Genomic DNA, 21,482 nt, shown 5'->3' with positions numbered 1-21,482 from the left:
TCATGGTGACGGCGGGTTACGCTGCGCTAACAGCACCCTACAAGCAGCCTAATTCTTGGCGTTGACGCTGCCCTAGTGGACTGTCTAGCCTCAGATGGCAAGTAACTTGAAGACTGAGCGAAGTCGAAGTCTGGTGCTCCGGGGTTCGACGACCCTCACCCCTCTGGATAACAACTCACCTTTTTAAGCTAGACAAGACACTAGGGCCAAGGTGCGATCGCGTCCTGTCTTGATCTTCCGTGGGCATCTCTGATTACAATGATGGCTGATCTATACTCACTTACCCCAAACCCACCATCGATACAATCTACGGCAGCACCCAAGGGCTAAAATCCAGCCACATCAAACAATTGCGGCGACTCTATCAACAGCGGCTCCCCCAAGACTGCCTCACCACCGCCGACTTTGCCCAGCGCCTCGCCGCCATCAGCACCGAAATTCGCCAACCCCTCTGCGCCTACGTGAATCGACGCGGCCAGGTGATCCGGGTTGGGATCGGCTCCCCTCGTCAAACCCAGATCCCGCCGTCGGAATTACCCCGCTACGGTGCAGAGCGGCTGTGTGGGATTCGCTGCGTCGCCACCAGCTTGAAAGACACGCCCCCCAGCGAGGAACACCTGACAGCGATGGTGGTGCAGCGATTAGATGCCTTGGTGGAATTGACCCTGACGGGGGATGGGTTCGAGCGGCGGGGCGGGGGCGTGACGGGCTATGTTGAGGCGGCCTATGTGGCGCATCTGTTGCCGCAACCCGATGGCGACCCTTGGGCCGTGTCTGCCGCGACCCGAATTGAAGACCTCGCCGAGCAGGACTTTTTAGACCTGGTGGAGGGGTTAGAGGCGGAGTTTGAGCGGGAGTTTACTGCTCAGCAGGTGGACAGCGATCACGATCGCGTCGTGCTGATTGGTTTGGATACCGGGGACGGTGGGCAAACAGTGGAGGACCGCCTGGCCGAATTGGGGCGGTTGATTGATACGGCGGGGGGGGATGTGTTGGAAACCATCATCCAGAAACGGGCGCGACCCCATCCCCAAACCGTGGTGGGAGCGGGGAAGGTGCAGGAAATTGCGATCGCCACCCAAACCCTCGGCGCAACCTTAATTGTCTTTGACCGGGATCTGTCCCCCGCCCAAGGCCGCAACCTTGAAAAACAAATCGGCGTGCGCATTGTCGATCGCACCGAAGTGATCCTCGATATCTTCGCCCAGCGGGCCCAATCCCAAGCCGGGAAACTACAGGTGGAACTCGCTCAACTGGAATATCAACTACCCCGCCTCACCGGGCGCGGTCAAGCCATGTCCCGCTTAGGGGGCGGAATCGGGACAAGAGGCCCCGGTGAAACTAAGCTCGAAACCGAACGCCGCACAATCCAACGCCGCCTTACCCGCTTACAAAAAGAAGTCACCCAACTCCAAGCCCACCGCTCCCGGATGCGCCACCAACGCCAACAGCGAGAAATCGCCACCGTTGCGATCGTCGGCTACACCAACGCCGGTAAATCCACCCTGATCAACACCCTCACCAACGCCGAAGTCTATACCGCTGACCAACTCTTCGCCACCCTCGACCCCACCACCCGCCGCCTCATTCTCGAAGACCCCGACAGCCACCACATCCAAACCATCCTCCTCACCGACACCGTGGGTTTTATCCACGAACTGCCCCCGTCGTTAATTGATGCCTTTCGTGCCACCCTCGAAGAAGTCACCGAAGCTGATGTGCTGCTCCATGTGGTGGATCTGTCCCATCCGGCCTGGCAGAATCAGATCAACGCCGTGGAGGGGATTTTGGCTGAAATGGAAATCGTACCGGGGCCGAGCTTGATCGCCTTTAACAAGCTCGATCAGGTGGGGAGTGATACCCTTGAAACAGCCCAAACCCTCTATCCTGATGCGGTGTATATTGCCGCCCGCGATCGCATCGGCCTCACCACCCTCCGCCAACGCCTGGGGGAACTCGTCGCCCAAGTGTAGCGAGGGCGAGATGGGATCAATTGGGTGTGATATCGTCGATGTGGCCAGGGCCATTCACCCCCATGCCTCAGATTCACCCGTGACGGTCACAATGTTTGAAAATCGCTCCTCTCTCAATTGGGTTCGCTATCAATTAGGACTTCGCCGCGCCCACACTGAAACGTCCGCCGCCGAACGGGCTGCCCTGGTGGAACTGGCCACCCAAAAAACCTGTTTAGCCGAAATCGGGGTGCATGAAGGGGTGACGGCGCGAGACTTAACCCAGGTGATGAGTCCGGCGGGGGTGTATTACGCCATTGACCCCTATTTTCCCGGCAAGTTGGGGATTAATTTTCACCAGTGGATCGCCCGGCGGGAAGTGAGCCAACGCGCCGCCGGTCGCGTCATTTGGGTGCAGAAAACCGGGGTGGAAGCGGCCCAGGATCTCCCACCGGTGGATTTTCTGTTTGTCGATGGGGATCATTCCTACGAGGGTTTAAAAGGAGATTGGGAAGCGTGGCGATCGCACCTCAGCCCCGGCAGCATCGTCGCCCTCCATGACACCCGTGGTGGCCGCCACGCCTGCCAGCACTATATGGAAGCGGTGATCTGTCCTGATCCCGAATTTCGCTGTGTGTGCGAGGTGGAGAGTCTGACGGTGTTTGAGCGGATCGCCCCACCCTCGCCCGCTTAAAACGATTTCTGGAGTGATGGATACGGCTCCCCCTACCAGAGAGTATTGCAGCGGGCGCGGTTAAAATGAACGTTATTTTGCGTTGGGTAGGCTGGCACGATGAAGCGCGTTTTAGGGTTTTGTTGTCTGGTAATGCTGACGGTGGGGATGGTGCTTGCCTTACCCTCTGGTCATGCGCAGGAATTGTCCGAGGCGGCGCAGGCGGAGATTACCACAGCGGTTTATCTGAATCAGCAGGCCTACGATCAATACCGCAATGGGGATGGGGACGGGGCGATCGCCACCTATCGCGAGGCGATCGCCCTCTTTCGCGCCCATGATGCCTATGGGGGGATGGGGAATAGTTTTAATGGCATTGGTGAAGTGCATCTGGCCCGCCGCGAACCGAAGCAAGCCCTAGAACAATTCAAAACGGCGTTAGACCTGTTTGAACGCGATCAAAATGTCCTGTATCAAGGCTATACCTACCAATATTTAGGCGAAGCCTATGGCGATTTGCGGGAGCGCGATCGCGCCCTTCAGGCCTATCAAACCGCCCTCGATCGGTTTCAACAATCCCAATCCGAACCGGGCCAAGATATCAGCGCCTTACAGACCAGCGAGATCTACACCCGGACGGCGATCGCGGCCCTGCATTTTCAAGCCGGACAATATCCCCCCGCCCTCCAGGACTATCAAACCGTTCTCGCCCTCCAAATCGCCAAAACCGACAAAATCGGCTCCGCCTATACCCTCAATAACATCGGTGTCGTCTATGCCAACGCCAACCAACCCGCCGCCGCCCTGCGGGCCTATCAGGATGCCTTAGGGATTATTCATGAGTTAGCCGAGGCGGGGGTGCGCTATTTGGGCGAAGAAGCGGCAATTTTAAACAATTTAAGCACCCTCTTTTTTAGCTTGGGCCAGGCCTCCGATGCCCTCGAAACCGCACAACAGGCGTACCAACTGCATCAAACCTGGTTATCGAAAACCGACGACACGCCGCCGCCCCTGGAATTGGAACTGTTGCGGGATACCTTGGGGCAATCCCTTCTCAGTCCGGTGATTATCCATCAAGAATTAGCGGTGCGGGCCCCCTTGGGGCGCACAATCCCCACGGATCAACAGCAGGCGGGGCAGGCGTTGACGGTGCTTAATTTGGGGCGGATGTATCAGCGGGAGGGGGATCTCACCACGGCGCTGAATCTGTTTCGGGAGGCGGAGAGGATTTTTACGGCGTTGGGGAATGAGGCGGCGCGGGCCTTGACCCGTAGCAGCTTGGCGCAGATTTATGCCGAACAGGGGAACTACAAGGCAGCGATCGCCCTGCAAACCGAAGCCCTCGAACAGTATCAAGCCACGGGGGACGCAGCGGGGATCGCGGTGGCCTTGAGTAATTTGGGCCATCACTACGAGCAACAGGGGGATCTCACGGCGGCGGAACATCGGTATCAGGCCGTGGTGAAGGGGCCGAAGACGGGCAATGCGATCGCCCTGGCCTTTGCCGAGCGGCATTTGGGTCAATTGCGCCTCAACCAGGGTCAGCGAGATGAGGCGATCGCCCTGTTACACCGATCGATCCAAACCCTCGAAGCCTTGCAACCGGGCCTCAGCGATGGGAGCCAAGTGGCCCTGTTTGACCAAACCCGCACCGCCTACCAAGCCTTGCAACGGGCCTACATCGCTCATCAAGACCCAGAGGCGGCCTTGGTGGTGGCAGAACAGGGCCGCGCTCGTGCGTTTTTGGAATTGTTGGGAGACCGGAGCGATCGCCCCTCGCTGGAAACTGCGCCGGACTTAGCCGGGATTCGCGCCATCGCTCGCACCACCCAGGCCACCCTGGTGGAATATTCATTCATTGATCAGCAAACCCTCTATATCTGGACGGTGCAGCCGACGGGAGCGATCGCATTTCACGCCCAAACCCTGACCCCCCTCGATGCGAACCCCGATGATACGGTCAGCGATACGGTGGTGCGGACGCGCAATCAAGTGTTGGGGCAACGGGGCGATCGCATCCCCACCGCCCTCACCACCCTCTACCAAACCCTGATCGCCCCCATCGCCGCCGAACTCCCCACCGACCCGAATCACGTCGTGGCGATTATCCCCCAAGACACCCTGTTTTTAGTGCCCTTCGCCGCCCTGGTGGATCAAACCGGACAGCCGTTGATCGCCCGCCATACCATCACCACCGCCCCTTCGATTCAGACCCTGGCCCTGCTGCGGGGGCGGCGCGATCGCCCGCCCCACCATCCCCTGATCGTCGGGAATCCCACCATGCCCAGCCTCAGCGCGGGGCTGAATCAACCCCCCCAAAGCCTCGCCGCCCTCCCCGGTACAGAAGCGGAAGCCAAGACGATCGCCGCCCTCCTCAACACTGCCCCTCTTTTGGGCAACGCCGCCACCGAAACCACCGTGCTGCAACGCCTTCAGCAGGCCGACATGATCCACCTCGCCACCCATGGCCTCCTGGATGAAATCCCCCTGTGGTCATCGCTCCCCGGTGCGATCGCCCTCGCTCCCGATGACCACCATGACGGCCTGCTCACCTCCCTCGACATCCTCCAGCAGCAGATCAACGCCGATTTAGTGGTGCTCAGTGCCTGCAATACTGGGCGCGGTCAATTGACGGGGGATGGTGTGGTGGGGTTGGCGCGATCATTTTTAGGGGCAGGGGCGCAGCGGGTGATCGTCTCCCTGTGGGCCGTGCCCGATCAACCTACGGCTCTGTTGATGACGGAGTTTTATCGCCAGTGGGAGGGTCAGGCTGATCCGGCGATCGCCCTACGCCATGCCATGCTCACCACCCGCGCCACCTATCCCGCCGCGAAAGATTGGGCCGGATTTACAGTGGTTGGGGCGGGGTAGCCGGGGCGGCGTATTTTTGGCGTTCTTGGGCCATTGCCGCTTGGACGCGCTCCACTTCCCCTTGGATTTGCGACCATAACTCAGCCACCCCATCGCTAATGCGCGATCGCCCCAACCGCTCCAACGCTTGGCACAGTTCCGCCAGGTAACTCGCCCCCAACGAAGCACTACTCGACTTCAGCGAATGGGCCGCCCGCTGAAGCTGGTCATAGTCCCAGTGCATCACCCCCGCCTCAATCTTGGCCAACAGATCCGGCACAATCTCTAAATAGGAATCAATCAGATCCACCATCAACGCATTGGCCCCATCACCCCCCATCATCCGCAACTCATCCAACACCGCCCCATCCAACACCGAAGCCGACGGTTCCGGACGTTGTTGCAGGGTATCCAGGTGATGTTGATGCACCGTGCCAAGGGCCTCGATCAAGGCGGGGAGGCTAATCGGCTTGCTCAAATAATGATCCATCCCCGCATCCAGGCAAGCGGCGCGATCGCCCTGCATCGCATTCGCCGTCATCGCAATAATATACGGACGCTGGGCCTCAGGCCATTCACTACAAATATGGCGCGTCGTCTCTAGGCCGTCCATTTCCGGCATCTGCACATCCATCAGCACCACATCATAGGACTGCCGCGCCAACGACTCCAACACCTCCAAGCCATTCGCCGCCACATCCGCCCGATAGCCCAGCTTTTGCAAAATGCTCAACGCGACTTTTTGGTTCACCACATTATCTTCCGCCAATAAAATTCTGAGGGGAACCGTTTGGGCCAGCGGCACTTCATTCGTCTGGTTCATAATCTTCTGGGCAATATCATCTAACGGCGGATAGAGGGCTTTCACAAGGGCATTATACAGTTGCGATTGTTTAATCGGTTTATGGAGATACCCCACCAAGGGACTGAATGAATCGAATGTTTTCACCGTTCTCACCGCATTAATCGACATCAACATCACGATCGGCAGTTTCGGCCATTGCGATCGCACCCGTTTCGCCAGGGTTTCAGCATCAAAATCCGACAAATTCATGTCCAGAATCATCACATCCACTTCTTGATCCACCGGATGATGGGTGCAGTAGTCCAGCGCCATCACCCCCGACTGTTCCACATAGGACTGCATGCCAAAGCTGCGCAGTTGGAGCGATAACACTTGCAAATTGGTTGCATTATCATCAACGATTAACACCCGTTTCCCCTGGAGCGGATTAGTATCTGGGGAGTCGTGAGAACGTGGATCTACCCCATCAGTGCGGATCGGAATGGTGAAATGAAACGTCGAGCCGATGCCGACTTCACTGTCAACCCACATCGTCCCCTGCATCACTTCAGTGAGCCGCTTACTGATCACCAAGCCTAAACCCGTACCGCCGTAATGACGGGTCGTTGAAGCATCCACTTGGCTAAAGGCTTGGAACAGGCAATGGTGGCGATCGCTCGGAATCCCAATCCCCGTATCCTGCACCTGAAAATGCAACGTCACCACAGTCTGATCACGATCCGCGATGGGCACCATTTCCGGCCAATTCACCGACACCTTCACCACCACCTCACCTTGCTCCGTGAACTTCACCCCATTACTCACCAAATTCACCAAAATTTGCCGTAACCGGGTCACATCTCCCACCACCAGTTCCGGGACATCCGACTCCATTAAATACGCCAACTCAAGATTTTTCTGCGCCGCACGGGAAGCCAACAAATCCAGGGATTCTTCAATACAACTCCGCAGTTGAAACGACTGCTGTTCTAGTTCAAGTTTGCCCGATTCAATTTTAGAAAAATCCAGAATGTCATTAATCAGCGTCAACAACGCATCACCACTGGTGCGAATCGTCTCCACAAAATCATATTGCTGATGATTTAACGGTGTATCGAGTAACAGGCCCGTCATGCCAATGACCGCATTCATCGGCGTGCGAATTTCATGGCTCATCATGGCAAGAAATTCACTTTTAGTGCGGTTGGCTAATTCTGCATCTGCTTTGGCTAAATACAGGGCTTCTTCGGCCTGTTTTCGTTTGGTAATATCAGTGATAGTTCCGACGAGACGATGGGGTTTACTGTGGGTTTCTTTAATACATTTGCCTTTCGCTTCAATCCAACGATATTCCCCGTCATAATGCTTCAAACGGTGGATATTTTGATAGAGCGAGGTTTGACCGTCAAGGTGGCGTTGAATATCTGTAAATGCGAGATCAAGATCATCAGGATGCACCCGTTCTGACCAGGTTTTTACGGTATGGGGTAAGGGGTGATCCGCATAGCCAAGAATGCGCATCCAAGCCGGCGAATAATACACGGAATTGGTTCGCAAATCCCAATCCCAAATCCCATCATTGGTGCCTGAAATCGCGAGATCGTAGCGTTCTTCTCGTTCGCGGAGAATATTTTCAATGCGCTGCCGTTCGTGGATTTGGACGATGAGGTCGGCGTTGAGTTTGACAAGCTCATGGGTGCGCTCTTGGACGCGGTCTTCGAGGCTGCTTTTGGTTTGTTGTAGTTCGTCAAACTTTTGCCGGAGGGCGTGGGCCATCAGGTTGAAATTTTCCGTGAGGATTTTGATCTCGTGGATGTAGGTGGTCTGACTGCCGAAAGGTTGAAGGGGGGTTGAGGTGTCAAAGAGTTTGGCCGGGAGGTTGGTGGTCAGTTTGGCAAGGTTGAGGAGGGGACGACTAAAACGGCGGCTGAGGAGGGTGGCAATGGCGAGGGCAATTCCGACGATCGCTAAAATCATTGCCAAAGATCGGATGTAGATGCGCTCGAGGCCGTTGATATGGTTGGTGGTGGCGATTTGTACCCGTAAAATCCAGGGCAGTTGATTGCCCATGGTTAAGTCTGTGCTGTAGAACGACTGCCGCCATCGAGTCATGATCGGGACGTTGGGACGGGGTTCTGGCAGCCAGTGAACAATGTGCTCATTAACCTGGCGAATCTCCCCTTCGGAGATCATTTTTTGGGCTTCGGCTAAGGGGTAACTGGTGGTGATCAGTTCGTTGCTTTGGGTGAGGAGAATGGCTTGGAGGTTCCCGATCCTGTTTTTGCTGCGGAGGAGTTCGGTGACATGCTGGAGGTTGAGCCGGGCATGGATGACGGGGGGGGCGGTGGTGGATGGGTCGAGATCCGCGAGGACGGGATAGTAAAAGTGCAGTTGGGGGGGGCGATCGCTCGTCCCAAGCTCTAAACGGGCTTGGGGTTGCTTGAGGGTGTCTAGGGGGGGGGTGAACGGTGTGAGGTTGGGGGTGTCTAGGGGGGAGGTGCTGGCGATGGTGTTTTGATTGCCATCCCACAGTGTGATTTGGCTGAGGGAGGGTAGGTTTTGTTGCGTTGTTCTCAATGCGAGTTGCAGTTGTTCTGGGGTGGCCGTTTGGCTAGCGGTTGTGAGGTTGGCGATCGCATCTTCATGCTGGTCGTACCAAAAATTAAGATTATTAATTAAAGGGTAGGATGCTACGTCTAATTCGGTTTGAATTTCAGTTTCTAAGTTCGTCAAAGACTGTTGAGCATTAAGGACCATCACAAAGAGAGATGGGAAAAAGACAAAGGCTATAAAAACAGTGAGCAATAATTCCTGAAAGAGGCGAGTGCCATGGGAACGTTGATATTTAAAATAAGGAAAGAGGGGCAGTAAATAAATGAATAATTGCGCTATTAAGACGTTGGCGATCGCATTAACGGGTTGTTTTAGGGCCACTAAAATGACACCATTGGTGGACATCGGCAAGAGGCCACCATAAAAAATCACCACCAGTGGAATGCCGATCAATAGCCAATAGAATAAAACCAAGGAAACCATGTTCCACTGGCGGCGCTGTAACCCCCATCCCACAAAAATAGCTTCAAGGGTAAAAATGATCACCGCATAGGGATGATTCCACAAAATATAGGTACAAAAACCAGCCACCAGTCCGGCCAGACTGCCCCACATCCAGCCATAAAAGTACAGAACGAGAAAAACTGCAATTTCTCCGAAAATAAAATCAACACCAAAAAATAAAGAAATCTTATAGTAGTTCCCCAAAAATCCCAAAACAATTAAGGCAATCAGTACGAATACCTTTTTTGAATTCCATTGCTTGGCATGGGATAACTGGGATTTTTTTTCAAGACTCATGTTTGTTTGACGAGGGAGGTCTACCGATCGTGACTTGATCAAGAAAGATTAACAAAAATAGAGCAACCTGGCGTGTTTTGTGGGCGCTGATCTGCTTTAGACTTGATTGATAGGACATTTGGAAATGACAATCAGAGAACGTGCAAATCGACGAATGACGAAATCAGTATCTATGGGATGGGTAAGATCCCATCGTATCGTATTCGGTGATACCCTTTAGCTTCTAGACTTTTGACCTGATTTGAATATTGTTAAATGTTCATAATTTTTTTTATTTTTTAACAAAATTCAAAATAGCCACAATGGACTAAAGTGGTTTGAATCCGATCAAAAAGGGCTGGGTTGCGATCGCGTTGCTGCCGCAAAAGACTCAAAATCCTTCAGCCTGCCGGATCTTCTGGCTGGCTCACGTTGCCGAAGCGATTCCGGCTCGATACATGGGTGACTTGAAAGGATTAAGCCTAGACTGTGACTATTATACAGGCGTGCCTGAAATAACTCTGAGTTGTGATGCTTGAGGCTGATCCTGTGCTACAAGAATTGCGTTAGGTGCTGAGCTATCAATAAACCCCATGAATCGACAGTATCCCATTGTAACGGCTGACCAGATGCGCCGAATTGAGTTGCAACTGTTTGGGGCAGAAATGCCGGTGGCGGCGTTGATGGAGAAGGTGGGCGGGCTGATGGTGCAACGCATTTTAGCCAGTGCGGTGGGGGCGCGATCGCAGTCCTTCGGTATCTTCGTCGGCCCTGGCCATAATGGCGGCGATGCTCTCGTGGTGGCGCGAGAATTGGCATTAATGGGCCGTTCGGTTTTGCTGTATTGCCCGTTTTCGCGCTGCAAGCCCTTGACCGCGCAGCATCGCACCTATGCCGCCTATGTACAGATTCCCACCGTCTCAAGCCTGGCGGAGTTGATCCATTGTGATCTGATTATTGATGGGCTGTTTGGGTTCGGTTTGACGCGGGCGATCGCGGGGGATCTCGCGGCTGAGATTACCGCCCTCAACGAGAGCCAAACCCCTGTGATCAGTATTGATTTGCCGTCGGGGATTCATACGGATACGGGGGCGGTGTTGGGGGTGGCGGTGCGGGCTACGGAGACGCTCTGTTTAGGACTGTGGAAGCGGGCCTGTTTTCAAGAGGCGGCCTTGCCCTATTTGGGGGCGGTGCAGTTGGTGGAGTTTGGCATTCCCCCCCAGGCGATCGCCGCTGAACTCGGCTCCACTCCGCCCCATCAAATTTGGACGACAACCCAGGCCCGCGCTAGCTTGCCCCTTCCCCGTCCCCCCGTCACCCATAAATATCAACAGGGGCATCTTTTGTTAATCTGTGGGTCGCGGCGCTATGGGGGAAGTGCGATGCTGGCGGCGTTGGGGGCGCGGGCTAGTGGGGTGGGGATGCTGTCGATCGCAGTACCGGAGTCCCTCGCGGTGCTTTTGGTGGCGCAGGTTCCGGAGGCGTTGGTGATCGGGTGTGCGGAGACAGCCACGGGGGCGATCGCCTCGCTGCCGACGGATTGTGACCTGAGCCGTTATGATGCGATCGCCTTCGGCCCCGGCTTAACTCAGGATGTCCCCGATCTCCTCACTGCGCTCCTCTCAGTTCCTGTGCCGTTGCTCCTCGATGCCGATGGCTTAAATCTGCTGGCCCAACGCGACGCGATCGCCACCCTCCAAACCCGCCCCGCCCCGACGATCCTCACGCCCCACCTGGGAGAATTTCGCCGCCTGTTTCCCGATGTGGACGGGGGCGATCGCTTCACGGCCCCCACCGCTGCCGCTGCTCAAACGGGGGCGATCGTCCTGCTCAAAGGGGCACGCACGGCGATCGCCCATCCCGACGGAAACCTGTGGCTCATCCCAGAAAGTACCCCCGCCCTTGCCCGTGGCGGCAGCGGCGATGTGCTCACGGGCCTCCTCGGTGGCCTCCTCGCTCAACCCACCGCCCCCCTCGATCACATCACCGCCACCGCCGCCACCTGCCACGCCCAAGCCGGTCGCCTCATCGCCCACAGCGAGAGTGAACTCGCCGTCGATCCCCTCACCCTGGCCCAAACAGTACCCAAAGCGATCGCAGCAATGGGAGAATAAAGCCGTTCTTGCCCATGATTTTGGATTGCCGATGGTAGCCTCGAATGCACGCTGGTTGCAGTTCTTTAAACGCCCCTCCCTCTCCCGACATCTGATGGTGATCGGGGCTGTGATTACGGGTCTATTTATCCTGACCGCCCTCTCCGCCCCCCTTCTCGCCCAGTGGGGCATGATCGCCGACCCCCAAGAATTCCTCACTAACCCCCTCCACGAACCCCCCAGCGCCGCCCATTGGTTCGGCACGAGCCGCCAAGGGTATGATGTGTTTTCCCGTACCCTCTTCGGGTCACGGGCGGCCCTCCATGTGGTGGTGATCGCCACCACCCTTTCGCTGCTGATCGGTGTGCCCTTGGGGTTGGTGAGTGGCTATCTGGGGGGACGGGTGGATCGTCTGTTGATTTTTTTGATGGATACGATCTATACCCTGCCGGGTCTCCTTCTGTCGGTGACGTTGGCGTTTGTAGTGGGGCGTGGGGTGTTTAATGCGGCGATCGCCCTCAGTATCTCCTACGTTCCCCAATATTTCCGCGTCGTTCGCAACCATACCACCAGCGTTAAAACCGAACTCTTCATCGAAGCCGCCCGCGCCATGGGAGCTTCCCCCCTCCACATCCTCTCAAAATACCTCTTCCTCAACGTCATCCAAAGCGTCCCCGTCCTCTTCACTCTCAACGCCGCCGATGCGATCCTGATCCTGGGCGGCCTCGGCTTCCTCGGCTTAGGCCTTCCTCCCGACATCCCGGAATGGGGCTACGATCTCCGTCTCGCCCTCGATGCCCTGCCGACGGGGATTTGGTGGACAGCCCTTTTTCCCGGTTTAGCGATGACCTGCCTTGTCACCGGCCTTTCGCTCATGGGAGAAGGCCTCAGCGAAATTTTCAACCCCCCCACCGATCGCGGCAGTTAGTCCCACGCGGTAGAGTATTTCAACCCCAACCCATCGATCACACCCAATGATTACCCATCGAGATATGCAACCCATTCCCCTGTCAAACCTGGTGCAAAGAATTGCGGCGTTTTCCGATGGCGCGATCGGGGGAAATCCTGCCGGGGTTTTAATTACAGCGCAGCATCCGAGCGAACCGGAGATGAAAGCGATCGCCGCTGATGTGGGTTTTTCAGAAACGGCCTTTGCCGCCCCCATAGGCGATGCCTTCCGCGTCCGGTATTTTTCCCCCGCCTCAGAAGTTCCTTTTTGTGGCCATGCCACGATCGCCCTCGGTGCAGCCCTAGCCCTGGAACGGGGCAACGGCACGTTTAAACTCATCCTCAACGACGCAGCAATCACCGTAGACGGTCATCAACAGGACGGCATTATCGCCGCCGCCCTCCAATCTCCCCCCACCCACAGCACCGCCGCCGCGCCGCCACTGGTCGCCGCAGCCCTGCACCTCTTGGGCTACACCCCCGACGACCTCGATCCCAACCTCCCCCCGGCCTACATCCACGGCGGGGCGAATCATCTCCTGCTCGGCCTCAAACGCCGGGACACCCTCGCCGCCATGGCCTACGACCTCGAAGCCGGTCGCGTCCTCATGGAGCGAGCCAAGATCATCACCATTCTGTTAGCCTATGCCGAAACCCCCCAACGCTTTCACACCCGCAACCCGTTCGCCTCCGGGGGCGTATATGAAGACCCGGCCACAGGGGCGGCTACGGCAGCATTGGGGGGGTATCTTCGTGATCTAGGCTGGCCCCATCAGGGCGCGATCGATGTGGTGCAGGGGGAAGATATGGGGATGCGATCGCTCCTCAGGGCGGAAATTTCCCCCATTCCCGGCAGTTCGATCCGCATTTCTGGCACGGCCCGTTTAATGGCGTAGGGGACTGAACCGCAGCGCTTGATCTCGTTGTGGCGGCCCGATCACAATTGTGCGATCGCGTTGAGCCGCACGCATCACAGCCAACGGTGCGTTACGCTTCGTGAACGACACCCTACGGAGCCGTTTGGCGCAGTGTTTCTAACCCCTGCAAAATTAAATCTAAGCCGAATTCAAACGAGTGAATGCCGTCGTACTGTCCCGCGATCACCTGGTGGGTGAGGGCGTTCATGTGGGGGTATTGTTCCGGGGGAATCATCGCGAGATATTGCTCGGCGGCGGTGGCGTAGTCGGCGGCCTCGAAGGGAAAATTTAACGCCTGGAGGGTGAAGCCGTAGATGTGGCTATCGATCGCATTCCACGCCTGATCAGCCAATTCAAAGGAAAACCCCGCCGCCCGCAAGCAGCCCAACGTGGCATCAATGTAACGCAACATCGCCGGCCCCACATTCACCCGCGCCATAATTTCCGACGCGGCCCAGGGATGGCGCATCAAAACCCGATGGGCGGAGCAAGCCCGGTGGCGCATCGCGGTTTGCCAGTCGGTATCGCGGGGGGGCAGGTCAATTTCGCCGATGACGCGATCGATGATGCCATCGAGGATGTCGTCTTTGTTGGCGACGTGGTTATAGAGGGACATGGCTTTGACCCCCAGGGCTTCGGCAAGTTTACGCATCGAAAGGGCAGCGATGCCGCCATTGTCTACGAGGTGGAGGGCGGTGTGGAGAATGCGATCGCGGCTGAGGGGTTGGGTTGGGGAGGATGGAGGGTTGGACATTGGATGTAGGTGGGTTGCCTAAGCTGTATCTTGACAAACTTACGTCGTAAGTTAAACTTACACTGTAAGCGTAAGGGGGTCACGATTCATCGTCCCCATTACCCATCCCTAGATTTTTGAGGTTCCTATGGCTCCAGCGTTCACACCGTCTCAATCCCGTACCGAGCAACCCGTGACGATGCGAGCGATCGCCCAAACGCGCTACGGTGGTCCCGATGTCCTCTCGTTGCAAACCGTCCCCAAGCCCAGCCCCGCAGCGGATCAAGTCCTCGTGCGGGTCTATGCCACCTCTGTCCATGCCGGGGATTGGCATTTGATGCGCGGTACACCCTGGCTCGTGCGGTTGATCTATGGTGGTTTGTTCACGCCCAAAATCCAGATTCTCGGCTCCAACATGACGGGGCGGGTGGCAGCCGTGGGCACGGCGGTGACGGAGTTTCAGCCAGGGGATGCGGTCTATGGGGACTTGTCGGAATCTGGGTTTGGCGGGTTTGCGGAGTATGTTTGCGTACCGGCGGCATCGTTGGCGTTGAAACCTGTGAATCTGGGTTTTGAGGCGGCGGCGACGGTTCCGGTGTCGGCGCTGGCGGCGTTGCAAGGGTTGCAGACCGTGGGACAGGTGCAACCGGGGCAACGGGTCCTGATTAACGGGGCGGCGGGGGGCGTGGGGTCGTTCGCGCTCCAGATCGCGGCAGCGTTGGGGGCGGAGGTGGCGGGGGTTTGTAATGCGGCGAAGGTGGAACAGGTACGATCGCACGGCTACGATCGCATTTTCGCCAGCGGTGAAGCCGCGATCGCAGATGGCCCCTACGATCTCATCCTCGACACCGCCGCCTATCGATCGGTATTCGACTGGCTCCCCGCCCTCACCCCCTCCGGAACCTATGTCCTCGTGGGCGGTTCCACGGCGCGATTTTTTCAGGTGATGCTCTTGGGATCAGCGATCGCAAAATGGACAGGCCACCCGATCAAAGGTCTGGTATCCGAGCCGAATCCTGAAGATTTGCAGCGTTTGACGGATCTGGTCGAAGCGGGTCAAGTTGTGCCCTGGGTCGATCGCACCTATCCCCTCGCTGAGACTCCAGCAGCGATCCGGGCATTAGAAGCGCGGCAAATCTGCGGCAAAGTTGCGATCGCAGTTCATAATGACCCTGCTGAAACAACACCGCTAACGTAGCTGATCCCACTGTCGCCAATGACTTTGTGTAGGATGCTTGTCCAACAAATTGATCCATTGCTATATTGTAGATACTCTGTATATATGTTTGTTTAAAAACGGGCAGAGTCTGCAAGTTCGTTGCGCTAGATGGAGATTCAAACTATGGTTGCGACTGTTGCAAAGTGGGGGAACAGTCTTGCTGTTCGTATCCCGCAGAATTTGGCCAAGGAGATCCACTTAACCGAAGGTGTTGAAATAGATCTTGGTGTAGTAGATGGAACGCTAGTCATGAAGCCTAGAAACCGCAAGCGGTATTCGCTGGATGAGCTTATCAATGGAATCACACCGGAGAATCTCCATACTGAAATTGATAGCGGCATAGCGGTGGGGAATGAAGTTTGGTAGCACAAGAAATACATATTCCGAGCCGGGGAGACATCGTTTATCTGGACTTTGATCCAACCAAGGGGCATGAGCAGAGGGGACATAGACCAGCCTTTGTTATATCGCCTCTCGGTTATAATGAGAAAAGCTCTCTGGCTTTGTTGATGCCTATTACAAAACAACAAAAAGGATACCCTTTTGAGGTTCTTTTGCCATCTGTCTTGCGCATCCAAGGGGTTATTCTTGCAGATCAAATCAAATGTTTAGACTGGAAAGCTCGTCGTATTCAATTTGTCGAGGTTGCACCGGAAAGTGTAATTGAGGAAGTGCAAGCTAAAATCGAGCCGTTGTTGCTGTAACAATCATGAACAGACGCTGAAATATTTAGCGATGGGGTGGTAGGTACTGATCGCAGTGGTGAATTGTTCGGGGTGGAGTTGATGCGATCGCGCTCCTTCAATTTCCCGTCTATCTGCGATCGCTGTCTGTTGGTGCGATCGGATGTTTGCGGCGGATCGCCTCTCACACCCTGTCTAGCCGCTTCTTTGGTGGTTGGGGGCAGTCATAGAAAAAATCCGTATAAAACGCTGAGACGGGAATTATACGGAAAATTTCTGTATAACGCCCTCTATGGGGATGTTATACGGATAAAATCTTAATAAAACCCCTATATCGGGTGATTATATGGAAAAAATCCATATAATTCATAGTTAGGCAGAATAGACCAAAGGAAAAAATGGTGACGAATATATTTAAAACGATAGACCTTTTTGCTGGCATTGGGGGAATTCGATTAGGATTTCAATATTATGGTTGTGAAAATGTATTTTCTTCTGAATGGGATAAACATGCGCAGGCTATGTACGAAGTAAATTTCAATGAAAAATTATTCGGTGACATTAATTTGATAAAGCCTGAAGACATTCCTGACCATGATATTCTACTTGCTGGGTTCCCTTGCCAGCCATTTAGCATAGCGGGTAAAGGACTGGGTTTTTCTGATACAAGAGGAACATTGTTCTTTAATATCGAGTCGATTTTGAAAGCAAAAAATCCGACAGTATTTTTACTTGAAAATGTGAAGAGGTTAACAACACACGATTCTGGCAGAACATTTAAAGTAATTTTAGATAAGCTTAACGGATTAGGATATACTGTTTATCATAAGGTTTTAAATTCACTTGACTATGGCATCCCTCAAAAAAGGGAACGTATTTACATTGTGGGCTTTAAAGACAAAATTCAATTTGAATTTCCTAAACCACTTGGGTTTTATAAACCCCTTTCAGAATTTCTCGAAAAAGATGAGGATGTCCCAGCAAATTACTTTATTTCTGAAAATTTAAAACAAAAAAGATTCCAAGCAGTAAAAGGAACCCCTCCGTATCCGTCCATATGGCATGAAAATATTGGCGGCAACATTTCCGCACTACCATATTCATGTGCCTTAAGAGCAGGCGGAAGCTATAACTATCTTGTCGTTAATGGAGTAAGAAGGCTAACAGGAAGGGAAATGCTCAGACTACAAGGATTTCCTGATGATTTTGTAATAAACATTCCGTATTCACAAGTAAGGAAGGTTGCCGGAAATTCTGTTACTGTCTCCGTGATAAAATCTATCGCTTATGAAATAATCAAAGCATTAAATGAAAGGCAACCCGCTAGAGTGCCTGCTATACAAGCAACTCTATTTGATATGCTTGAAGAGGTGGAGGTTCCAAATGAATATTGAAGAAGCAAAGAAATATTTAGACAAGGTAATTGATAAAGCAAGAGTCCACCTGTACAAGCCAATTCAAATTGCTGAAATACTTTATCGAGATAGAACAAAAAAAGACATCGATTTAAAAGACCTTTCAACATACAGAACACAATCACGAAAATGGCGCGATATTGTTTGTTTAGATTTTTTAGGTAGAACCAGTACATCATCTGCACGTTATCAAGATGATGTTTTTAATGACAACGCCACACCGCCTAATGTTTTGTTCTTACTTGGTGAGGAAAATAAAAGAAAAAATGGTATTGTTGAGGCCTACATTTACAGAAAATTCGCTCAGCGATATTCGCAAATGTCAACTGGTGTCGATTATTGCGTAAATCACAACATTAGTAATTTTGATGTCGCAGAGTTTCTTGGTTTATTTTGGCACGAACCGGGCCTTAGGAGAAGCATTGATAAGATATACGAAATTGTTGTTTATTCTTTATTCTCAGCGTTGGTGGAAGTTCTTGACGTTTGTGTTGAGGTCAGCATCAATAAATCAAAAGTCGATATTTTAGCAGAGTTTGAGGATTTTGCTAAGAAAGTCATGCTTCTGTCTGAGAAAGAACCAATACTAAAAATGAAGGCACGCATCAATCGAGTTGGAGTTACAAATGCGTCTGATAGAGGGTTAGATATGTGGGCTAATTTTGGTCTTGCTATTCAAATAAAGCATTTGTCTTTGACTGAAGAACTAGCTGAAAATATTGTGTCCTCGGTCTCTTCTGATCGCATAGTTATTGTTTGTAAAGAGGCGGAACGGAATTTGATAGTGTCAATTCTAAACCAAATAGGCTGGAAGTCAAAAATACAGAGCATAATAACAGAAACTGATTTGATTGCATGGTATGAAAAAGCTATGCGTGGGAAGTTTGCCAAAGTAATTGGCAAGAAGGTACTCAAACATATTACTGACGAAATTGTGGTTGAATTTCCAGCGTCCAATAATGATAGCATACTGGAATTTATTAACAATCGAGGCTATTTAAGCCTGAAAGATAAAATATGGGAATGAAAAATGCCTAACAATGCGCTGCACCGGACGGCAATTCCGCTACGCTCCATTGCCGCCGGTGAGCTTGGTCGTTGGGCTGCTTGATATCCTGGTGGAGACAGTACATCAAAGGTATCTGTGAGTGTCAAAGGTTGATCTGCCTTAAGGTTCTGTGTAGCATTGCTTTGAGGGTGTTAGTGAGGCGATTCTCTGCGAGACGACAAAGCCGAACGCATAAACAGGAATTAGGGCATAAAATCAAGACAGGGTTTCATGCAACAGATATGCTAAAAACGCTTTGGGCTACGGTTCGGCAAGGAAAAATTGAGCTATTGGAGTCAGCAGAATTACCGGAAGGGGTAAGAGTGTTAGTGACAGTTTTACCCGATGACGAAGCTGAGTTTTGGTTGAGCGCAAGCCAACCCTCACTTGATGCAGTCTGGGATAATGCTGAGGATGATGTGTATGCCCAGCTACTCTAAGCATGACGTTATTCTAGTGCGCTACCCATTCTCAGATCTATCGACTTCAAAGGTAAGACCTGCTGTTGTTGTGAGTACGTCACATCCATCTCAAGATATTCTCATTACGCCTCTGACCAGCAAAACAGGTTCCTTAATGGTAGGGGAGTTTGTGTTGTCTGAGTGGGCAGCAGCCGGATTGAACGTAGCAACCGCAACCAAAAGAGGCATGTATACAGTGCATGAAAGTTTGGTGATCAAAGTAATTGGTCAGTTGGCTAAGGTCGATGCTGATCAACTTGGGCAATCCTTGCGAGGATGGTTAGGTTTGTAGGATACTTCAGCAACACAGCCCAACTTCAACGGTTAGGCGCTGAAATATTGGGCGATGGGGTGGTCGGTGACGATCGCAGTAGTAGATTATTTGGGGTGGAGTTGTTCGCGTTCGTTCAGGGTGAGCATGGGGCGCGATTTACAGAGAACGCCAATGTGCCATTGCATTGCTCTATCCCGAACGGGAAATTTGTTAAAATCGGTCAAATTTCACCGCCCACCCGCCCATGAATCACCCTGTGCTTGACGTTCGCCATCTCTGCGTTCAATTTGTGACCGACGGAACGATCCGGCCGGCTGTGGATGACATTAGCTTCACCTTGGCGCGGGGTCAGACCTTGGGGATTGTGGGGGAATCGGGATCGGGGAAATCGGTCACCTCCCTCGCGATTTTGGGGCTGGTGCCGCGGCCGGGGCGCGTGTCTCAGGGGGACGTGTGGTTTTGTGAGGCGGACGGGGAGCCGGTGAATTTACTCCGTTTGCCCGAAGAGGAACGCCGCCGCTATCGGGGGGGAGCCGTGGCGATGATCTTTCAAGATCCGATGAGTTCCCTCAATCCGGTCTATACGATTGGGTTTCAAATTACCGAGGCGATTCGGCTGCATCAGGGGGTGGGTGATGCGGAGGCGCGACGGCGGGCGATCGCGTCCCTGCAAGAAGTGCGCTTAGTCGCGGCTGATGATGACCTAATGACCCAAGCCGCCGAACAGTTAGGAACCGAGGCGGGCGATCGCGCCTGTTCCCAATGGGTCAACCAGCAAAAACGCGCCATGCTCGATCGCTACCCCCACGAATTATCGGGCGGCCAACAGCAGCGGGTGATGATTGCGATGGCGATCGCCTGTAACCCCACCCTGCTAATCGCCGACGAACCCACCACCGCCCTGGATGTCACCGTCCAAGCCAGCATTTTGAAACTCCTCGCCGATCTTTGCCGATCGCGCCAAATGTCCCTCGTCTTCATCACCCACGATCTCGGCGTGATCGCGGAAGTGGCGGATCAAGTGGCGGTGATGTATCAGGGCAAAATTGTCGAGCGCGATCGCGTCGGGGCCATCTTCCAAACCCCCCAACACCCCTACACTCAGGGTCTTCTCGCCTGTCGCCCCCGCCTCGACGTGATCCAAACCTATCTCCCCACTGTTGCCGACTTCCTCGCAGGCAACGGTCAAGCTGCCACGCCGGAACCCCCAGCCACCCCCACCCCCCCGGCTGATCGCACGCTGGAAAAACCCCTTTTACAGGTGAAAAATCTGCGGGTGGGTTTTCCGATTAAAAATAGTTTGGGCCTCGAAAAGCGGCATTTTCTGGCGGTGAATGATGTGTCATTTGAGGTGTATCCCGGTGAAACCCTGGGCCTCGTGGGGGAATCCGGTTGTGGTAAATCCACTCTCGCCTATACCCTGCTGCGCCTGATGCCAGAACTGGCTGGCGAGATCTATTTTGAAGGGGAAAACATCACCCAATACACCCCCCGCCAACTGCAAAAACTGCGCCGCAAAATGCAGATTGTCTTCCAAAATCCCTACAATTCTCTCAATCCTCGAATGACCGTGGGGAATGCCATTATGGAACCGTTGCGGGTTCACAATCCGAATCAACCCAAAGCCGAACAGCGCGATCGCGCCGTGGATCTTCTCGAACGGGTGGGCCTCGATGCCACGATGATGAACCGTTTTCCCCACGCCTTTTCCGGCGGTCAACGGCAGCGGGTTTGTATTGCGCGGGCCTTGGCCCTCAATCCCCGGTTTATCATCTGTGATGAATCGGTATCCGCCCTGGATGTTTCGGTACAAGCCCAAGTGTTGAACCTGCTCAAGGATTTACAAAAAGACTTTGGCCTCACCTATATTTTCATTTCCCACGATTTAAGCGTGGTCAAGTTCATGAGCGATCGCATCATGGTAATGAACAAGGGCAAAATCGAAGAAATCGACCGCGCCGAAGCCATCTATTCCAACCCCAAAACCGACTACACCCGCCAGTTAATCGCCGCCATTCCCGCCGGTTTATAAGTTACGAGCGTGATGCGTAAAGCCCCCTGAATTTTATTCGGGGGATATAAGCGAATAACCGAATTGA

General features: G+C 53.8%; 16 protein-coding genes. 14 read left to right on the top strand and 2 right to left on the bottom strand.

What is annotated here, in order from left to right; genetic code table 11:
* Positions 1-296 precede the first annotated feature (296 nt).
* The 3 genes from hflX to SPI6313_RS21005 all read left to right on the top strand — a co-directional run bounded on the left by hflX (position 297) and on the right by SPI6313_RS21005 (position 5,496).
* Positions 297-1,973 carry a GTPase HflX gene (gene hflX / locus SPI6313_RS21015; protein WP_072622753.1) on the top strand — a complete coding sequence of 559 codons (1,677 nt, stop codon included), beginning with the start codon at positions 297-299 and terminating at the stop codon, positions 1,971-1,973.
* A 10-nt stretch (positions 1,974-1,983) separates the two neighbouring features.
* On the top strand, positions 1,984-2,646 hold the full coding sequence (locus tag SPI6313_RS21010; protein WP_072622752.1) for a class I SAM-dependent methyltransferase: 663 nt from the start codon (positions 1,984-1,986) through the stop codon (positions 2,644-2,646).
* A gap of 99 nt (positions 2,647-2,745) precedes the next feature.
* A complete protein-coding gene (locus SPI6313_RS21005) occupies positions 2,746-5,496 on the top strand; it encodes a CHAT domain-containing tetratricopeptide repeat protein (protein WP_084669141.1) in 2,751 nt (916 codons plus the stop codon).
* Here SPI6313_RS21005 and SPI6313_RS21000 read toward each other — a convergent pair.
* Complete coding sequence (locus SPI6313_RS21000) at positions 5,474-9,613, bottom strand: PAS domain-containing hybrid sensor histidine kinase/response regulator (protein WP_084669140.1); 4,140 nt, start codon at positions 9,611-9,613, stop codon at positions 5,474-5,476. The genes SPI6313_RS21005 and SPI6313_RS21000 overlap by 23 nt on opposite strands.
* Before the next feature lie 572 nt (positions 9,614-10,185).
* Here SPI6313_RS21000 and SPI6313_RS20995 point away from each other — a divergent pair.
* The 3 genes from SPI6313_RS20995 to SPI6313_RS20985 are packed head-to-tail and all read left to right on the top strand — an operon-like array spanning position 10,186 to position 13,529.
* Positions 10,186-11,706 carry a bifunctional ADP-dependent NAD(P)H-hydrate dehydratase/NAD(P)H-hydrate epimerase gene (locus SPI6313_RS20995; protein WP_072622750.1) on the top strand — a complete coding sequence of 507 codons (1,521 nt, stop codon included), beginning with the start codon at positions 10,186-10,188 and terminating at the stop codon, positions 11,704-11,706.
* Between the two features lie 31 nt (positions 11,707-11,737).
* Complete coding sequence (locus SPI6313_RS20990) at positions 11,738-12,613, top strand: ABC transporter permease (protein ID WP_072622749.1); 876 nt, start codon at positions 11,738-11,740, stop codon at positions 12,611-12,613.
* 46 nt (positions 12,614-12,659) lie between these two features.
* The gene (locus SPI6313_RS20985) at positions 12,660-13,529 is read left to right on the top strand and encodes a PhzF family phenazine biosynthesis protein (protein WP_217650695.1); all 870 of its coding nucleotides are present in this window, start codon (positions 12,660-12,662) and stop codon (positions 13,527-13,529) included.
* A 112-nt stretch (positions 13,530-13,641) separates the two neighbouring features.
* Here SPI6313_RS20985 and SPI6313_RS20980 read toward each other — a convergent pair whose 3' ends face one another.
* On the bottom strand, positions 13,642-14,304 hold the full coding sequence (locus SPI6313_RS20980) for a TetR/AcrR family transcriptional regulator (RefSeq protein ID WP_072622748.1): 663 nt from the start codon (positions 14,302-14,304) through the stop codon (positions 13,642-13,644).
* A 127-nt stretch (positions 14,305-14,431) separates the two neighbouring features.
* Here SPI6313_RS20980 and SPI6313_RS20975 point away from each other — a divergent pair, with 127 nt between their 5' ends.
* The 8 genes from SPI6313_RS20975 to SPI6313_RS20935 all read left to right on the top strand — a co-directional run bounded on the left by SPI6313_RS20975 (position 14,432) and on the right by SPI6313_RS20935 (position 21,415).
* A complete protein-coding gene (locus SPI6313_RS20975; RefSeq protein WP_217650694.1) occupies positions 14,432-15,481 on the top strand; it encodes an NAD(P)-dependent alcohol dehydrogenase in 1,050 nt (349 codons plus the stop codon).
* 144 nt (positions 15,482-15,625) lie between these two features.
* The gene (locus tag SPI6313_RS20970; protein ID WP_072623264.1) at positions 15,626-15,868 is read left to right on the top strand and encodes an AbrB/MazE/SpoVT family DNA-binding domain-containing protein; all 243 of its coding nucleotides are present in this window, start codon (positions 15,626-15,628) and stop codon (positions 15,866-15,868) included.
* Positions 15,862-16,206 (top strand): endoribonuclease MazF, encoded by a 345-nt coding sequence (mazF, locus tag SPI6313_RS20965; protein ID WP_072622746.1) that lies wholly within the window; start codon positions 15,862-15,864, stop codon positions 16,204-16,206. The genes SPI6313_RS20970 and mazF overlap by 7 nt, the downstream gene beginning before the upstream one ends.
* Positions 16,207-16,583: 377 nt before the next feature.
* Entirely contained in the window at positions 16,584-17,579 is a 996-nt protein-coding gene (locus SPI6313_RS20960; RefSeq protein WP_072622745.1) for a DNA cytosine methyltransferase, read from the top strand.
* Positions 17,569-18,627, top strand: a complete 1,059-nt coding sequence (locus SPI6313_RS20955) for a HaeII family restriction endonuclease (RefSeq protein WP_072622744.1) — start codon at positions 17,569-17,571, stop codon at positions 18,625-18,627. Before SPI6313_RS20960 ends, SPI6313_RS20955 begins: the two co-directional genes overlap by 11 nt.
* Before the next feature lie 263 nt (positions 18,628-18,890).
* Complete coding sequence (locus tag SPI6313_RS20950) at positions 18,891-19,088, top strand: hypothetical protein (RefSeq protein WP_072622743.1); 198 nt, start codon at positions 18,891-18,893, stop codon at positions 19,086-19,088.
* Positions 19,072-19,401, top strand: coding sequence for a type II toxin-antitoxin system PemK/MazF family toxin (locus SPI6313_RS20945; protein WP_072622742.1), 330 nt, complete (start codon positions 19,072-19,074; stop codon positions 19,399-19,401). The genes SPI6313_RS20950 and SPI6313_RS20945 overlap by 17 nt, the downstream gene beginning before the upstream one ends.
* Before the next feature lie 226 nt (positions 19,402-19,627).
* Positions 19,628-21,415: an ABC transporter ATP-binding protein gene (locus SPI6313_RS20935; RefSeq protein ID WP_072622740.1), complete on the top strand. Its 1,788-nt coding sequence runs from the start codon at positions 19,628-19,630 to the stop codon at positions 21,413-21,415.
* The last annotated feature ends 67 nt before the right edge of the window (positions 21,416-21,482 follow it).

The sequence above is a fragment of the Spirulina major PCC 6313 genome (assembly GCF_001890765.1).
Lineage (GTDB): Bacteria > Cyanobacteriota > Cyanobacteriia > Cyanobacteriales > Spirulinaceae > Spirulina > Spirulina major.
Note: the sequence above shows the minus strand (reverse complement) of the source record. Positions and strands in the feature narration are given on the sequence as shown.

Bases quoted from the DNA above. Each gene is read 5' to 3' on its own strand.
- SPI6313_RS21000 (WP_084669140.1), bottom strand. From the start codon at position 9,613: ATGAGTCTTGAAAAAAAATCCCAGTTATCCCATGCCAAGCAATGGAAT.
- SPI6313_RS20980 (WP_072622748.1), bottom strand. From the start codon at position 14,304: ATGTCCAACCCTCCATCCTCCCCAACCCAACCCCTCAGCCGCGATCGC.
- SPI6313_RS20945 (WP_072622742.1), top strand. From the start codon at position 19,072: ATGCCCAGCTACTCTAAGCATGACGTTATTCTAGTGCGCTACCCATTC.
- SPI6313_RS20990 (WP_072622749.1), top strand. From the start codon at position 11,738: ATGGTAGCCTCGAATGCACGCTGGTTGCAGTTCTTTAAACGCCCCTCC.
- SPI6313_RS20995 (WP_072622750.1), top strand. From the start codon at position 10,186: ATGAATCGACAGTATCCCATTGTAACGGCTGACCAGATGCGCCGAATT.
- SPI6313_RS21005 (WP_084669141.1), top strand. From the start codon at position 2,746: ATGAAGCGCGTTTTAGGGTTTTGTTGTCTGGTAATGCTGACGGTGGGG.
- SPI6313_RS20985 (WP_217650695.1), top strand. From the start codon at position 12,660: ATGATTACCCATCGAGATATGCAACCCATTCCCCTGTCAAACCTGGTG.
- SPI6313_RS20950 (WP_072622743.1), top strand. From the start codon at position 18,891: ATGCTAAAAACGCTTTGGGCTACGGTTCGGCAAGGAAAAATTGAGCTA.
- SPI6313_RS21010 (WP_072622752.1), top strand. From the start codon at position 1,984: ATGGGATCAATTGGGTGTGATATCGTCGATGTGGCCAGGGCCATTCAC.
- SPI6313_RS20935 (WP_072622740.1), top strand. From the start codon at position 19,628: ATGAATCACCCTGTGCTTGACGTTCGCCATCTCTGCGTTCAATTTGTG.
- SPI6313_RS20955 (WP_072622744.1), top strand. From the start codon at position 17,569: ATGAATATTGAAGAAGCAAAGAAATATTTAGACAAGGTAATTGATAAA.
- SPI6313_RS20960 (WP_072622745.1), top strand. From the start codon at position 16,584: ATGGTGACGAATATATTTAAAACGATAGACCTTTTTGCTGGCATTGGG.
- SPI6313_RS20975 (WP_217650694.1), top strand. From the start codon at position 14,432: ATGGCTCCAGCGTTCACACCGTCTCAATCCCGTACCGAGCAACCCGTG.
- SPI6313_RS20970 (WP_072623264.1), top strand. From the start codon at position 15,626: ATGGTTGCGACTGTTGCAAAGTGGGGGAACAGTCTTGCTGTTCGTATC.